7 protein-coding genes are annotated in these 16,318 nt (G+C 68.2%); 3 read left to right on the top strand and 4 right to left on the bottom strand.

Annotated elements, in window-relative coordinates; genetic code table 11:
- Position 1 precedes the first annotated feature (1 nt).
- Both MWN34_RS10125 and MWN34_RS10120 read right to left on the bottom strand, forming a co-directional pair.
- Positions 2–1,561, bottom strand: coding sequence for an oligosaccharide flippase family protein (locus tag MWN34_RS10125; RefSeq protein WP_247028940.1), 1,560 nt, complete (start codon positions 1,559–1,561; stop codon positions 2–4).
- Positions 1,562–1,767: 206 nt separating this feature from the next.
- Positions 1,768–3,300: a hypothetical protein gene (locus MWN34_RS10120; protein ID WP_247028939.1), complete on the bottom strand. Its 1,533-nt coding sequence runs from the start codon at positions 3,298–3,300 to the stop codon at positions 1,768–1,770.
- A gap of 100 nt (positions 3,301–3,400) precedes the next feature.
- Here MWN34_RS10120 and MWN34_RS10115 point away from each other — a divergent pair, with 100 nt between their 5' ends.
- Positions 3,401–3,628 carry a hypothetical protein gene (locus tag MWN34_RS10115; RefSeq protein ID WP_247028938.1) on the top strand — a complete coding sequence of 76 codons (228 nt, stop codon included), beginning with the start codon at positions 3,401–3,403 and terminating at the stop codon, positions 3,626–3,628.
- A 42-nt stretch (positions 3,629–3,670) separates the two neighbouring features.
- Here the strand turns inward: MWN34_RS10115 and MWN34_RS10110 are convergent, their stop codons facing one another.
- Both MWN34_RS10110 and MWN34_RS10105 read right to left on the bottom strand, forming a co-directional pair.
- A complete protein-coding gene (locus MWN34_RS10110) occupies positions 3,671–4,258 on the bottom strand; it encodes a sugar transferase (protein WP_247028937.1) in 588 nt (195 codons plus the stop codon).
- Between the two features lie 414 nt (positions 4,259–4,672).
- Complete coding sequence (locus MWN34_RS10105; protein WP_247028936.1) at positions 4,673–5,695, bottom strand: glycosyl hydrolase; 1,023 nt, start codon at positions 5,693–5,695, stop codon at positions 4,673–4,675.
- Between the two features lie 581 nt (positions 5,696–6,276).
- Here MWN34_RS10105 and MWN34_RS10100 point away from each other — a divergent pair.
- Both MWN34_RS10100 and MWN34_RS10095 read left to right on the top strand, forming a co-directional pair.
- Positions 6,277–8,175: a non-ribosomal peptide synthetase gene (locus MWN34_RS10100; protein WP_247028935.1), complete on the top strand. Its 1,899-nt coding sequence runs from the start codon at positions 6,277–6,279 to the stop codon at positions 8,173–8,175.
- Entirely contained in the window at positions 8,172–16,295 is an 8,124-nt protein-coding gene (locus MWN34_RS10095; protein ID WP_247028934.1) for a non-ribosomal peptide synthetase/type I polyketide synthase, read from the top strand. Before MWN34_RS10100 ends, MWN34_RS10095 begins: the two co-directional genes overlap by 4 nt.
- Positions 16,296–16,318 lie beyond the last annotated feature (23 nt).

Below are 16,318 nucleotides of genomic sequence, written 5' to 3'. Positions count from 1 at the left end.
CTCAGGTTTCGGCCTGCGAGCGCCGGGTGACGGCGAGCCGGCCGCGGATGTCGCCGAGCAGGCTGCCGAGCGCCCGGGCCGCGACGTCGAGCACGAGGTTCAGCTCGGCGGCAAGGGCATGTCGGGTGAGCCGGATCGCGATGATCCACGCGATCACCGCACCGATGCCGATCGCGATGCCGGCCAGCGGCGAGAATGCGAAGGAAAATCCGTTGACGGCGAAGGCGGCCAGCGGCACCAGCGTCGAGATGCCGGCGACCATTGCGCTCTTGCGCAGGCTGAGGAACATTTCCCGCAGTTCGAAGGGCGCATAGATGCGCACCAGGCGCAACGAGATCACCGCCTGGATGGAGACCGTCGCCGCGACGCCGAGCGCCATTGCGGTGAGGCCCCAGCGGGCGGTCAGCAGCGCCAGCATCGAGCTCGTGAGCAGGGTGAGCAGCGCGGAGAGCATCGCATGGCGGATGCCGCCGGATGCGGCCAGCAGCGGATAGGCGAGTACGTTCGGAAAAGCCGCCAGCAGGCCGAGCGCGATGATCTGCACCAGCGGCACGATGCTTTCCCATTGCCCGCCCAGCAGGATGAGCACGGCGGGATGGGCGAGGCAGGCGAGCAGCAGCAGCGCCGGCCACTGCACCGCGGTGATGAAGGTCGTTGCCTTGAGATAGGCGGCGGCGAGGCTGCGCCCCGCGCGCGCCTCCACCGCCAAAGCGGGGAGGGCGACGGGCATCAGGCCGCTCAGCAGGCATTTGTCGGGCAACTGGCAGACCATGACGGCCCGGCTGAACAGGCCGACGGCATCGAAGCCGATGAGGCGCCCGACGATCAGCGAGGGCACGAATTCCTGAAGCTTTCCGAACATGCCGGCTGCACTCGAATAGCCTCCGAAGGACAGCACGGCACGCCAGTCGGAAACGCTCGGCCAGAAGATGCGGATATCGCCCTGCAGCAGGATGGCGAGCCCGGCCGTCACATAGGCGCCTGCCAGGATTCCCCAGGCGAAGCTCATATAGCTGGCGCCCGCCAGGGCGAGCAGCACGGTGACGCCTGTAAGAGTGACGGCGCTCGCCACGTTGATGATCGCCACCGAGCGGAACTGCAGGTCCCGGCGCAGCAGGGCGAGCGAAGGCGCGGCGAACGGCCCGGACAGCAGGCCGAGCGCAGTGACGTGCAGGTAATGGGTCAATCCCTCCTTGTGGTAGAAGGAGGCGATGGTTTCCGCACCCAGCCACAGCGTGCCGGCCACCGCCAGCGACAGCACCAGCATGACGGTGAAGGCGGTCCGCGTCGCCTGGCGGGTGACGGTCTGCGCCTGCACCAGATAGCCGCTGGTGCCGAAATCGCGCAGGCATTCGACGAAGCCGATCGTTGCCGCGCCGATGACCGAATAGCCGAATTCCTCGGGCGTCAGCAGCCGGGCGAGGGTCGCCACCATGACGAAGTTCAGGGCGATGGCGACGTAGCGCTCGGTGATGGAGAAGAAAAGTGCCCGTCGCAGGCCGATCATGAAGTCCTCGCGTCTCGTACCCGGATGAGCGCCTTCGGCGGGCAGGCCGCCCATGAAGAGCGGATTGCACCTGCCCCATGCAGCCGCTGCGGGAGACAGGGCCGATCCCTGCAGTCTAGCAGCCATGTGCCGCCACATCGGGGTTCGATCGCGTGCCGGCCTCCACCTAGAAGCCGAAAACAGTGCCTGTCGAACGCCGCTTCACCCGAAAGGCGTAGCCAAAACGGATAGTCTTCCGGCTTTTCGCGCGTCGGTTGCGATCAGCCGGTCTGTCCGATCTGCCCCCGCGCATGTTCGCGGGGCGACCACAGCGGCAGATGTTCCACCGGTTGAGCGGGCTTGCAGACGCGCTCCAGATAGCGCCGGCAGCCGAGCACGGTGGCGAGCGCCATGAAGAAGAGGATGCCCGGATCCGCCGCGCCGCCGCCGATGGTAGCCGCCAGCAGCATGGCGAGGGCCATGGCGCGGGAGCTGTCGTGCAGCGCGACTACGCTGCGGGCCTCCGAGCCCAGAGGCGGGTCGCCCCAGACGTGCCGGCGCAGCGGGAGGGCAAGAGCGGCGACGAGGACGCCGATCAGCAGCGAACCGATGAGACCGAGCTGAGAGAGCACCGCGATCACCCAGCTCGATGAGCGCGAACTGCCGAGCCCGATGCCGAGCATCGAAGTGGTGAAGAAGGAGTCGAGGCTGCGCTGGTTCCAGTAGGCGCGCTCGACGCCGGACGCCGAGCCGGACTTTTCCAGGATCGTGACCCGCAGGAGGGTGTCGATCTTGTCGAAGGCGGCGCTGTCCACCAGCAGCAGGGTCAGGACCACGGCCAGAACGACGAGCAGCAGGCCGATCCAACCCGCATCCGTGTGCAGCAGGCGCCCGGACAGGACCGAGCGTGCGACGGTTCCCATCGCCACCGCCGACATGACGGCGAGACCGGCATAGGCCGTGGTGGAGGTCGACAGCAATGTCAGGGTGAGCAGTCCGATGGCAAGGCCGAGCGCCATCCGCGAGCGCGTGGCGCGCCAATAGGTGAAGGAGAAGGCCAGCCCGCCCAGTGCCGCGGCGCCGAAGGCCGAGGCTTCGGAATACAGGCCGGCGATGCGGAAGAAACCCGCATGTTCGGTATCGGTGAGGAAGGCGTAGGCGGCGGTGCGCAGCGGCAGCATCAGGTCGCCGCCTCCGGCCATCTTGCCCAGGAGGTCGAGCGCCCCGGTCGCCGTGTTCAGGATGATCCAGAACATGAAGCCCTTGCGGATCGCCAGCAGCATGGCGAGATGGCCGTCGCCCGCTGCCGCGCTGGATCCGGATGCGCCGCCATGCGCCGCCGTGGCCTCGTGCTCCCGCACCGCGAGCAGCAGGCACACCGCCAGGAAGGTCAATCCACCGACGACGAAATAGCCGCTCTGGGCGATGTTGCCGGGCACCGGACCGAGCGGAACCTCGGAGATCAGCCCCTGCACCGGCACGAAGGCCCCGGTCGTTCCGGCGAACAGCCGCGGCAGGATCACCGCGCTGCCCGCGGAATAGATGAGCAAGGCGAGCAGGATCCAGCAGATCGGATAAAGCCGGAAGGTGTGGGCCAGATCGTCGATGAAGCGCCGGCGCAGCAGCACGACGAGGATGATGACAAGTTCGAAGACGATGTAGATCAGCGGCGTGCCGAGACCGCCCAGCGAAGCGATGGAGGTGCTGCCGAATGCGGAGGAAGCGAGCAGGGCGACAATGAGCGAGGCACCGGGCGTGCGACCGATGAGCAGCAGCAGGGCGCAAACCGTTACGCCAATCAAGGTGACCTGCACGACGTGTATCCTGACAGCGAGGGGTCGACAATCCTGTTGTAAAATTCCCGTGAGCTACCTATGCTCTCCCGGCGTCACCTGGACCGCCGGATAGAGATAAATGCTGGTCATGTCGACATTTGTATTCGGCATCATTTCTGGATTTATCTTCCAGGCCTATCTTTTGTTCCTGTTTTGCCCCTCGATATTCTCGGGCGGTATCTGCTATGGACTTTATACCGGCCAAGGTATTGGCGAGGCGATCGGTTTCGGGCTCATCCTGATGGTTCTCTACCAGATCGCCTATCTCATCGGAGCGATCGCCGATTCGCTGCTGCGGGCCGAATGAAGCCCGGCGAGCGCAGGGACCGGCCGGTGCAGGACCGCTCGCTCAGGATGTCTGGTGTGACTTGAGCATGGCCGGCACGGTGCGGGCCATGATCTCGACATCCGACCAGATCGACCAGGCGTTCACATATTCCGCATCGAGCGCGACGCGCTCGGCATAGCTGAGGGTGCTGCGCCCGCTGACCTGCCACAGCCCGGTCAGACCCGGACGGGCGGCGAGGTATTTGGCGGCATCGGTGCCATAGAGCTCCAGCTCGTCCGCGATGATAGGACGGGGGCCGACACAGCTCATGTCACCCTTGATGATGTTGATGAGCTGGGGCAACTCGTCAAGGCTCGACGTCCGCAGCGCCCGGCCGAGCCAGGTGACGCGGGGGTCCTTCTTCAGCTTGCGGGTACGCTGCCATTCCTCCGCGGCTGCGGGGTCGGCGGCGAGGTGCCGTGCAAGCACAGCCTCGCTGTCCACGACCATGGTGCGGAACTTCAGGCACTCGAACGGAATGCCGCCATGACCCACGCGAACATGACGGAAGATCGCCGGGCCACCCATGGTGCAGCGGATGAGCGCTGCGATGACGATCATCAGAATCGACAGGAAAAGCAGGCCGATCGTGGCAAGCGTCAGATCCATGAAACGCTTTCCACCACCGCCAACGCAATCATTGTTCATGGAAGGCTGACGCTGGGAGCCGAGATGGCCGCCCTTTACGAGGGCAAATGCGTTAAGGTTGATGTCCGCGTCCATGATGTGCTCGCCCCGGGGAATTTTAATACTTAAAATCGCCGACTAAATACTATTTTACCTACGCAATCGAAGAGCAATACGCTTCTGCCGGTATGCCATTGATTGGATGCTAAATTTCTCTTTTTCGGTGAGATTTAGTTTGAATTCCGTTGCAGTCATTTCAGACTGGAGCGTCCGTCGCGTAAAGGAGCGCATTAGGCGTAGCCTGGTTATCGTCCGCGGCCCGGTCTAATCCCATAGATGGCGGATTATCAGTTCGGGTTTGCCGCAGTGCACCACGAGCGACGTAGCCTGGGTGATTCAGCGGTTTCCGGACGCCAGAAACTGTTGCACGGCATGGAATGCCGGCTTGGGTGCGTCGGGAGCCCAACCCCCGTCATCGGGGCGTGGCGTCAGGCGGTAGAGCCCCATATGGGCTTCCGGATTGGGGGCCCAGTAAGCCTCGTCGAACAGCTCGTAGATCTGCGCGGCCTCGACGCGATAGGTCGCGCTCAGCGCCTTCAGGCGTTCCATCCAGTGGACGATGCCCTTGGCTTGCCCGGCCTCGCGGTCGGCCTCGTTCTGCGTGCTGTCGAAGGGATGGTTGAATTCCGTCACCCAGATCGGCTTGCCGAAGGCGGCGAGACGCTGGAAGGCGGGTTCGGGATCCTGGCCGTACATGTGCCAGACCGAAATGTCCCATTCGATGCCGTCGGCATGGTAGCGGTCGAAGATGCCGAGATGGCCCCACCCTGCCGAGCCGATGGCGCGGCGGGCCGCCGGGTTGCCCTCCTTCACGCCTTCCGAGAGGCCGCGCAGCACGGCCGCGATCTTCTTGTAGCGCGGGCCGTAATAGTCGAGCGGACCCATGCCCCCGGCGGTGCCCCATTCGCAGGGATAGGTCGTTCCGTCGTCGCGCATCTCGCAGGGCTCGAGCAGCGCATAGTTCTCCATTTCGTTGCCGAGCTCCCACACGTCGATGGTGGAGGCAAAGCGGCGCGCAAGGGCGGAGGCGAAGGCGAAAGCGTCGCGATGCAGCGTCGTCTCGTCGGTGGTGTCGAGATCGTCGGAGGCGACCAGAACCGGCAGGATGGAGACGCCGCGCTTGCGCCCGGCCTCGACGAGAGCGGCCAGGCGGTCGACTTGGTCGATGGTCGTGACGTCGACGCGGTAGGAGCGCAGGCCCAGATGCTGGATCAGGTCCATCTGCTCGTCGATCGTCACTCCGGTGTAGGAAACCAGCGGATGACCGTTGACGCCCCACAGCATTTCAGCCAGCGCCACCCGGCCGAGGGAGCCCAGAACCAGCAGCGCGACGACAAGTCGAAGCAACAGGCCGTGCATGCTGGTCTCCATCCGCGGCTGCGGGATCATCCTGCGTCGCTCTCGGTGGGCGCGACAGGTCGGGGGAAGGGCGCATGCCGGAAAGCCGGGCGGCCGCCGACGGCAACATGCGCCCCGACAGGTCGGCATCGCAATCGAAGCCGGATACGCGCCCGATCCCTTCTGCGTGAAGATGTTCGTTGGCCGGGAGATGATTTCGCGTGCCCGAAGGCCGATCCGCCGAAGGGTGGAGGGTCCGGCCCGGGCGGTGGCGCTTCGCATATCGCTGCGGAAGACTGTGACAAGTTGACCTAACGGCGAGGAGACAGGTTGCGCCTTCCCCGTTTTCGCGGCGTGGGGCCGAAATCCATACCGAAGGATAGCGAGGAGGTAGGGGGGTCGGCAGACTTATCCTTCCGATCATCGGAAACTGGCTGAAAGGCGTAGCCAACTCGACGTTTTCCGAGGATGCAAGTTGGGCATCGGTCGCGGACCATGAGGTCGTGGCCGGGTGCTCTTTCCCCGTGCGGCCAGTCGTGAAGGAGATTACCGGAAGTACATTTCGTTGCCATGGATTTGATATGTTTTATTTCAGACAAAATATGACCGTTCATGGACTTTTTGCCCGGCAGGTTCATTCGGCACCTAACGCTACGTCAATAAGAGAAGGCGGGCTGCGCCTTACCTATGCGGATCTCGATTTCCGCTCCAATCAACTTGCCCGTTATCTGCTGGAGCGCGATGTCGGTGCCGGCGATCGCGTGGCGTTGCTGACCGGGCGTTCGGCCGATGCCATCCTCGCCATCCTCGCCATCCTCAAGGTCGGCGCGGTGTTCGTTCCGCTGGACCCGGCCTACCCGGCCGAGCGCCTTGCCCACATGCTGGGCGACGCCGCGCCCGTGCTGGTTGTCGGGCATGCGGAGCTCTCGCCCGGCATCGCGCAGGCGGCCGGCGAGCGGTTCGTCGATCTCGCCGGGGCCCGTGACGCCTCCGCCGCGCTGTCGGCCGAGGTGTTGCCCGAATGCGTATCGGGCGAGGACCCGGCCTATGTGATGTACACGTCCGGCTCGACCGGGCGCCCAAAGGGCGTGGTGGTGCCGCATCGGGCCATCGCCCGGCTGGTGAGCGGGCAGACCTATGCCCGCTTCGCGCCGGACGAGGTGATCCTTCATCTCGCACCGCTTGCCTTCGATGCCAGCACCTTCGAGATCTGGGGCGCGCTGCTCAATGGCGGCAGCCTCGGCGTGGTGCCGGCGGCGAAGCCGGCGCTCGACGACATCGTGGCCGCGATCGCCGCCTATGGCGTGTCGACGGCGTGGTTCACGGCTGGGCTGTTCCATCTGCTGGTCGACCAGCGGCTCGAGGGCCTGCGCCCGCTGCGCCGTATTCTCACCGGCGGCGACGTCGTTTCGCCGGCTCACATCGCCCGCGCCCGCGCCGCGCTGCCTCACTGCACCTTCGTCAACGGCTACGGCCCGACCGAGAACACCACCTTTTCCTGCTGCCACATCATCGACCGGATCGAGGGCGGCGCACTGCCGATCGGCCGGCCCATCGCCCATAGCACGGCCTATGTCCTCGACCAGGATTTCCATCCGGTCCCGGCGGGAGAGGCCGGGCAGCTTTGCGTCGGCGGCGCGGGGCTGGCGCTCGGTTACCTCAATGCGCCGGAGCTGACGGCGGAGAAGTTCCGCGTGGTCCCCTCCGTCGGCGAGCGGCTCTATCTCACCGGCGATCTCGCACGGTGCCGGCCCGGCGGTACCTTCGAGTTTCTCGGGCGACTGGACCAGCAGGTCAAGATCGACGGCAACCGGGTCGAGATCGAGGAGATCGAGAGCGCGCTGCGCCGGGAGCCCGAGGTCGCCGACGCCGCGATCGTCGCCTGCGGCAGTCCCGCGGCGGGTCGTCGCCTCGTCGCCTTCGTGAAGCCGGCCATGCCGGCGGCACGGGAGACGCTGGCATCCGCGCTGACGGAGCGCCTGCGTCGTTCGCTGCCGGCCTATATGGTGCCCTCCGGTTTCCGCCTGATCGACGAGCTGCCCCTGACCGCGAACGGCAAGACCGACCGGAAGGCACTTGTCGGCCTCGCCGAAACGCCGGAGGTCGAAACCCCCGACGTATCCGCGGCTGCCGCGCAGGCGATGTCCGGCATCGAGGCCCGGCTCGCCCGGCTGTGGGGTGAGGTGCTTGGCCTGACCCATGTGCCGCGCGACGTGAACTTCTTCGAACTCGGCGGTACCTCGCTACGGCTGATGAACATCCACGCCCGACTCGGCGAGATCGCCGGTACGCCGCTCCGCCTGGTGGAGCTCTTCGATCACCCGACCGTCGCCAGCCTCGCGGCACGGCTCGATCCCGGCGCAGGTGCCGGGGAGCGCCTCGCCGGCGATCGCGGCGGCGACTTTGGCGGCGTCCTCGGCGGCGACCTGGCCACCCGGGCCGATTCCCGCCAGGCGGCGCTCAGGCGCATGCGCGACAACCGGCTCGGGAGGACGCCATGAACATGCACAGCTTCGACCAGCCCGACGAGTCACTGCGCGCATTGCTGGACCTCGGCGCCGTCGCCATCGTGGGCATGGCCGGGCGTTTCCCCGGCGCCCCTTCGGTGCGCCAGTTCTGGGAGAACATCCGGGCCGGCGTGGACAGCATCTCCGCCTTCGGTCCCGATCAGATCGAGGACACGTTCGGCGCGGAGGTGCACCGGGATCCGAACTATGTCGCGGCCCGGCCCATTTTGACCGACGTCGATCGATTCGACGCGCCCTTCTTCGGTATGCACGCCCGCGAGAGCGCGCTGACGGACCCCCAGCAGCGCGTGCTGCTGGAATGCGCATGGGAGGGGCTGGAGGATGCCGGCCATGACCCGGCGGCGTTCGAGGGGCTGATCGGCGTCTTCGCCGGCTGCTCGATGAACACCTATTTTCTGCGCCACGTCCTTGCCAACCGGCGCATCATCGAGGGTTTCACCGACGAGTTCCAGGTCGGGCAATATCCGCTTCTGGTCGGCGCCGGCCACGATTTCGTCGCCACCCGCATCGCCTACAAGCTCGGCCTGCACGGCCCGGCGATGACGCTGGCGAGCGCCTGCTCGACCTCGCTGCTGGCGGTGTCGCAGGCGGTGCAGAGTCTCCAGACCTATCAGTGCGACATGGCGCTGGCGGGCGGGGCCTCCATCTCCTTCCCGCAGCAGCGCGGCTACATGCACCAGGAAGGCGGCATGGTCTCGCCGGACGGGCGTTGCCGTCCCTTCGACGCGGCCGCCGGCGGCACCGTGTTCGGCAGCGGCGCCGGCCTCGTGGTGCTGCGCCGGCTGGAAGACGCGCTCAATGACGGCGATCAGGTCTATGCGGTCATCCGCGGCTGCGGCGTCAACAATGACGGCGCCGGCAAGGTCGGCTTCACCTCGCCGAGCCCGGAATGGCAGGCCCGCGCCATCGCCACCGCGCACCAGCTCGCCGGCATCACCGCCGACACCGTGGGCTATGTCGAGGCGCACGGCACGGCGACCTCGCTCGGCGACCCGATCGAGTTCACCGGGCTCCTCAAGGCCTTTCGCGCGACGAGCGATGTCAACGGCACCTGCGCGCTGGGTTCGGTGAAGGCGAATGTCGGCCATCTCGACGCCGCCGCCGGCGTCACCGGGCTCATCAAGACCGCGCTGGTGCTGCACCATGGCGAGATCCCGCCGCAGCTGCATTTCGAGCGCGCCAACCCCGAGATCGATCTCGCCGCCAGCCCGTTCTTCATCAGCGCCGAAGCGCGGCAATGGCCTGCCGGCCCGACGCCGCGGCGCACCGGCACCAGTGCCTTCGGCGTCGGCGGCACGAACGTCCATGTGGTGATGGAGGAAGCCCCGCGCGCCGCCATCCGTGCCGCGCGCGGCGAGGGCCGGGCTCTGCTGTTCCCGCTTTCCGCCCGCACGCCGGCCGCGCTTGGCGAGGCCGCGGCGGCGCTTGCCGACCATGCGCTGGCCCATCCCGAGCAGCGACTGGAGGACATCGCGCACACGCTCGCCGCCGGCCGCCGGGGCTTCGACCATCGCGCCGCCGTGGTCGCGCGTTCGCATGAGGAGCTGGCGGCCAAGCTGCGGGCGGCGCCCGCCGCGGGTCGGGTCGAGGAGAAGCGGCCCATCGTCTTCCTGTTCCCCGGCCAGGGCGCGCAGGCGGTCGGGATGGGGCGCGGGCTCTACGAGAGCGAACCGCTGTTCCGCGACATCGTCGATCGCGGCGCCGCCTGCGTCGCGGAGGTCACCGGCACCGACATCCGTGAGGTGCTGTTTCCCTCCGGGCCGGACACCGGTGCGCTCGACGTCACCCTGAACACCCAACCGGCGCTGTTCCTGATCGAATACGCCACCGCCCGCCTGCTGATGGAGTGGGGCATCCGGCCCGACGCCATGGCGGGCCACAGCCTCGGCGAACTGGTGGCGGCGACGCTCGCCGGCGTTTACCGCTTCGAGGATGCTGCCCGCGCCATTGCCCGGCGCGCGCAGCTCATCCATGCCCAGCCCGCCGGCTCCATGCTCTCGGTGCGGCTGGCGGTCGAGGAACTGGAGCCGCTGCTGCCCGCAGGGGTCACCATCGCCGCGGTGAACGGCCGTCGGCAGACCGTCGCGGCCGGCGAACATGCCGGCATCGACGCGCTGCAGGCGCTGCTGGACGGCCGAGGGATCGCGACCCAGCGGCTGCGGACCTCGCACGCCTTCCATTCAGCGATGATGGAGCCCGTGGCCGAGCCGCTGACGGCGTGCTTTGCCGCGCTGCCGGCGCAGGCGCCGGCCATTCCCTTCCTGTCGTGCGTCACCGGCACCTGGATCGACGCCGGTTCGGCGCCGGAGCCCACCTATTGGGGCCGGCAATGCCGCTCCCCGGTGCGGTTCAGCCAGGCGCTGGACGCCATCGCCGCGCTCGGCCAGCCGCTGCTGGTCGAAATCGGGCCCGGCCGCGTGCTCACGACCTTCGCCCGGCAGACGCTGGCGAAGGACGATTATGCCGGCGTGATCCAGACCTTCGGCACGCCCGGCGAGGAGGCCCTCACGCTGCGCGAAGCCGTCGCCGCGCTCTGGGTCCGCGGCGTCGCCCCGGACTGGGCCGTCCTCACCGGGCCCGGCTGCCGCCGGGTGTCGCTGCCGACCTATCGCTTCCAGCGCGAGCGGCACTGGATCGAGCCGCCCCCGCCTGCATCACAGACTCCGATTGCTTCGACCCCGCAGCCACAGCCGTTGCATGACGCGATTTCCGGCAGCGCCACACCTGATTCATCTGCTCCCCTTTTCGAGACGGGAACTCCTTCGATGGCCACCATTGCCGAACAGATTGCCCCGCAGGCCCAGAGCCGAGGCGCGGCACGCGCCGCCGCGGTGGAAACCGACCTTGTTGCGGTGCTGGAAGACCTGTCCGGTGAAACCATTCCGGCTGGCGAGCGCCATACCTCCTTCCTCGAACTGGGCTTCGATTCGCTGTTCCTTGCGCAGGTAGCGACGCGGGTGCAGCAGAGCTTCAAGGTACCGGTCACCTTCCGCCAGCTGCTCGCCGACCTGCCGACCATCGCGGATCTCGCCTGCCACCTCGTCGCGCAGATGCCGGAGCCCGCGGAGGATGCGACCCCGGTGGCAGCGGTGCCCCCGGTCTCTGCGCCGGTCCCCGCGGCGCCGGCCGCGCCCGTTCTTCTCGCAGGAGCGCCCGTTCCCTTCGCAGCGGCGCATGCCGTGCCTGGCGGTGCCGGCGGGATGGCCGATCTGTTCCGTCTCCAGCTCGGGGCGATGCAGCAGGTCATCAACCAGCAGATCGCCGCCCTGCAGGGCGCTCCCGCCGTCCTTCTGCCTGCGGAAGCGGTGGCAGCGGCGGTCCCGGCCGTGGCACCCGCTCCAGCCGCCGTGTCGGTTCCGCCCGCGGTGTCGGTTCCGCCTGCGGTTCCTGCCCCCGCCGCGCTCGCCTCTGAAGCCCCTGCCGATTCCGGCGAACAGCCGCTGCGCTTCCAGGTCTATCGCGCGGCAAAGTCCGCCCCCGTGCCGCTCACCGACCGGCAGAAGGCCTTCATCGCCGATCTGGAGACGCGCTTCAGCGCCCGCGCCGCCGGCTCGAAGGCCTACACCCAGCAGCATCGCGGCGTGCTGGCCGATCCGCGTGCGGCCGCCGGCTTCCGCGCGGAGTGGAAGGAACTCGTGTTCCCCGTCGTCTGCGCCCGCTCCAAGGGTTCGCGGATCTGGGACGTGGACGGCAATGCCTATGTCGACCTCGTGAACGGCTACGGCCAGACCGCCTTCGGTCATGCACCGGACTTCGTTCTGGAGGCCGTCGCGGCGCAGATGGCCGAAGGCTTCGCCATCGGCCCGCAATCCCCGCTCGCCGGGGAGGTGGCGGATCTGGTGCGCGAGCTCACCGGCAATGAGCGCGTGACCTTCTGCAACACCGGTTCGGAAGCGGTGATGGCGGCGATGCGCGTCGCCCGCACGGTTACCGGTCGCAACCGCGTCGTGCTGTTCGGCGGTGGCTATCACGGCCAGTTCGACGAGGTGCTGGTGAAGGGCGGCAGCCTTACCGCGCCGCCGCGCGCGCTGCCGGTGGCGCCGGGAATCCCGACCGGCTCGGTCGGCAACATGGTGGTGCTCCCCTTCGCCTCGCCGGACAGCCTGTCCTGGATCCGTGCGAATGCGGACAGCATCGCCTGCGTCATCACCGAGCCGGTGCAGAGCCGCCATCCCGGCCTCGTTCCGGTCGATTTTCTGCGCGAGCTGCGCGCCATCACCGAGGAAGCGGGCACCGCCTTCGTCATGGACGAGGTGGTGACCGGCTTCCGCACCCATCCGGGCGGCATGCAGGCGGTGCTTGGCATCCGCGCCGACCTCGCCACCTACGGCAAGGTGATCGGCGGCGGCCTGCCGATCGGCGTGCTCGCTGGCAAGGCCCGCTTCATGGACGCGCTCGACGGCGGCCAGTGGCGCTATGGCGACGAGTCAGTGCCGGAGGTGGCGCCGACCTTCTTCGCCGGCACCTTCGTGCGCCACCCGATGGCCCTCGCCGCTGCCCGCGCCGTGCTGCTGCATCTGAAGGCGGCTGGCCCCGCGCTCCAGCAGGGTCTTGCCGCGCGCACCGCCGGTTTGGTCGGGCGCATCAATGCGGATCTGGAACGCCGTGGCATCGCCACGCGCGCCGAAACCTATTCGAGCTGGTTCTACCTGAATTTCCACGAGGAAGACCGCTTCGGCTCGCTGTTCTTCCCGCAGGCCCGCTCGCTCGGCCTGCACATTCAGGACGGCTTTCCCAAATTCCTCACCACCTGCCACGGGCCGGAGGAAATCGACGAGGTGGTGCGCATCTTCGGCGAGAGCCTCGATGCGTTGCAGGAGGTCGGCATCCTCCCCGGCGCGAAGGGCGCGGGCGCGGCTGCGCCGGTCGCACCGGCCCACGCCGCGGCCCCGGCGGCTCCCGTTTCCGCTCCCTTGCCTCGCGCCATCGCGCCCACCGAACCGCAACGCGAGATCTGGCTGGCGGCGCAGATCGGCCCGGAAGCCTCCTGCGCCTTCAATGAATCGGTGAGCGTGCGTCTCGACGGCGCCATCGACGCCGAAGCGCTCGGGCGCGCCCTCAATGCGGTGGTGGCACGGCACGACGCCCTGCGCGGCCGGTTCGATGCCGGGGGCGAGACCTTTATCGTCGAGGACACGCTCGATGTGCCGTTGCAGGCGATCGACCTGTCCGGCGTGCCCGACCCGGAAGGCGAGCTTGCCGCGATCCTGAGGAACGACGCCGCCACCCCCTTCGACCTGGTGCGCGGCCCGCTGCTGCGCGCGGCGCTGGCGACGCTGTCGCCGGCGTCTCATGTGCTGGTGCTGACCGGCCATCACATCGTCTGCGACGGCTGGTCGATGAACATAATCCTCGACGAGATGGCGCGGCACTACGGTCAGGCGGCCCCAGCTCTCGACACGCCGCTGCCGTTCCGCCGTTATGCCGCCGACGTAGCGGCCCTCGCCGGCAGCGGCACGGCTGATCGCACCTATTGGCTCAAGCGCTTCGACACCCTGCCGCCGGATGCCGAGCTGCCGTCCGACCGGCCGCGCGAGGCGATGAAGAGCTTTCGCGGCGCGACCTACCGTTCGCAGATCGACGCCGATCTCGCCCGCGCGGTGAAGAAGGCCGGAGCCAGGCAAGGCGCCACACTGTTCACCACGCTCGCCACCGCGTTCCAGATCGTGACGTGGCGGCTGACCGGGCAATCCGATCAGGTGGTGGCGATCCCGACCGCCGGGCAGAGCCTGGCGGAGGGCGGCCCGCTGGTCGGGCACTGCGTGAACTTCCTGCCGCTGCGCACGCTCATCGAGGCGGATGCGCCGGCCGGCGGCCTGCTCAAGACCGTGCAGAAGGCGATGGTGGAGCTCAACGAGCACCAGAACTTTACCTTCGGCACGCTGGTGCGCGAACTCACGCTGCCGCGCAACCGCGCGCGCCTGCCGTTGACGCAGGTGCAGTTCAACCTCGAGCGGCTCGGCGACAGGCTGCGCTTCGGCGAGGTCGAGGCCGCCGTGACGCCGAACGCCAAGGCGTTCACCAATTTCGACATCTTCCTCAATGTGATCGAAGGGCCCGACGGGCTCCGTCTCGATTGCGACTACAGCACCGATCTGTTCGACGAGAGCACCGTCGCCCGCTGGCTCGGCCATTTCGAGCAGGTGCTGCGCGCCCTGGTCGAGGACGCCGGCCGTCCGGTCCGCGAGCTCCCGATCTTCGACGCGGTGAGCCTTCGCTGGATCACAGAAACCCTCAACGCGACGGCTGTGGACGTCGACCTCACGCCTCTGCCGGACCTCGTCCGCGCGCAGGCGGCGCGTACGCCCGAGGCGGTGGCGGTGCGCTGGCACGAACGCTCGCTCTCCTATGCCGAGCTCGATGCGGCCTCCGACGTGCTGGCGGCCCGGCTGCAGAAGCTGGTACCGCAGCCCGGCGGCCGCGTCGGTATCCTGATGAAGCGCTCCGCCGATCTGGTGGCGGGCCTCGTCGCCATCGTGAAGGCCGGGCACGCCTTCGTCCCGCTCGACCCCGAGCACCCGGAGACGCGGCTCGGTCTCGTCACCCGCACGGCCGAGCTCGATGCGCTGGTAAGCGACGATCCCCGCGCCGCCGATCTGGTGCCGGGCCTTCCGCTGGTCGATCTCTCGGTCGCGGTGCCGGTGGCCGGCCCGCAGGCGGCGGCCGAGCCTGCGCCGGTGCGGGTGCGGCCGGAGGACAGCGCCTATGTCATCTTCACTTCGGGTTCGACCGGGGTGCCGAAGGGCGTCGAGATCAGTCATGCGGCGCTGTCGAACCTGTTGTGGTCCTTCGCGGAAAAGCCGGGCTTCCGCGCCGGCCAGACGCTGCTGGCCGTCACCACCGTGTCGTTCGATATTGCGCTGCTGGAGCTGTTCCTGCCGCTCGTGACCGGCGGCACGGTCATCATCGCCGACCGCGACGCGGTGCGCAGCGGTTTCGGCCTGAAGGACCTGATCGACGCCGAACGGCCGACCCACATCCAGGCGACGCCTTCGCTGTGGCGCATGCTGCTGGAAACCGGTTTCCGGCCCTATCAAGGCCTCGTCATGCTGTGTGGCGGCGAACCGCTGCCGCGCGACCTCGCCGACCAGCTCTCGGGCGGGGCCGGCGAGCTGTGGAACGTCTATGGCCCTACGGAGACCACGATCTGGTCGAGCGCCGGGCGCGTGCAGCCGGGCACCGGTCCGGTCACCATCGGCGAGCCGATCCAGAACACGCAGCTCCATGTTGTCGACGCCAGCGGCCATGTCGCGTCGCTCGGGGTCGCGGGCGAATTGGTGATCGGGGGCATGGGACTGGCGAAGGGCTATTTCCACCAGCCCGCGCTCACCGAGGCGACGTTCCGCACCGAGCAGCCGGGTACCGGCGCGGCGGCGCGGTTCTACCACACTGGCGATCTCGCCCGGCGGCTGCCGGACGGGCGCATCCAGCATCTCGGCCGGCGCGACCTGCAGATCAAGCTGCACGGGTTCCGCATCGAGCTGGAGGACATCGAATCCGCAGCGCGCGGGTGCCCCGGCGTCGCCGCCGCGGCGGTGGCACTGGTGGGCGAAGGCGAGGCGGCGCGCCTCGTCGGCTACTATGTCGCGGCACCGGATGTCGAAGGGCTCGGCGCGGAAGGCCTGCCGGCCGCGCTGCAGCGCCATGTCGGGCAACTTCTGCCGGACTACATGCGTCCGGCGCTCTGGATGAAGCTTGACGCGCTTCCCCAGACCCTGAACCGCAAGCTCGACCGCAAGGCCCTGCCGCGGCCGGAATGGACGGCGGTAGCGGCCGAGCGTACCGTGCTGCGCCCGCGTAACGCCATGGAGCAGAAGCTGGCGGACATCTGGTGCGAGGTGCTGCAGCTTCGCGAGGTCGGCGTCGAGGACGACCTGTTCGAGCTCGGGGCCGACTCGATCCAGCTGTTCAAGATCGCCGCGCGCATGTTGAGCAACGGACTGGGCCTTGAAGCCCGGCACGTCATGCAACATCCTACCATCGCCGGCCTCGCCCGTGCTGCCGAGGAGATCGCGCGCAGCGGCGTGACGGCGGCACCGAGGCTCAGCAGCTTCCGCCGCAGCGCCGGGCGCGCCATCGGCGAGGCAAATTGATCGTCGGGCCGTGGGGGGCTGAC

Origin of the sequence: Ancylobacter crimeensis, assembly GCF_023016805.1 — a bacterium.
GTDB lineage: Bacteria > Pseudomonadota > Alphaproteobacteria > Rhizobiales > Xanthobacteraceae > Ancylobacter > Ancylobacter crimeensis.
Note: the sequence above shows the minus strand (reverse complement) of the source record. Positions and strands in the feature narration are given on the sequence as shown.

Coding starts and splice junctions, on each gene's coding strand:
- MWN34_RS10105 (WP_247028936.1), bottom strand. CDS start 5,695: ATGCACGGCCTGTTGCTTCGACTTGTCGTCGCGCTGCTGGTTCTGGGC.
- MWN34_RS10095 (WP_247028934.1), top strand. CDS start 8,172: ATGAACATGCACAGCTTCGACCAGCCCGACGAGTCACTGCGCGCATTG.
- MWN34_RS10110 (WP_247028937.1), bottom strand. CDS start 4,258: ATGGATCTGACGCTTGCCACGATCGGCCTGCTTTTCCTGTCGATTCTG.
- MWN34_RS10100 (WP_247028935.1), top strand. CDS start 6,277: ATGACCGTTCATGGACTTTTTGCCCGGCAGGTTCATTCGGCACCTAAC.
- MWN34_RS10115 (WP_247028938.1), top strand. CDS start 3,401: ATGCTGGTCATGTCGACATTTGTATTCGGCATCATTTCTGGATTTATC.
- MWN34_RS10125 (WP_247028940.1), bottom strand. CDS start 1,561: ATGGGCGGCCTGCCCGCCGAAGGCGCTCATCCGGGTACGAGACGCGAG.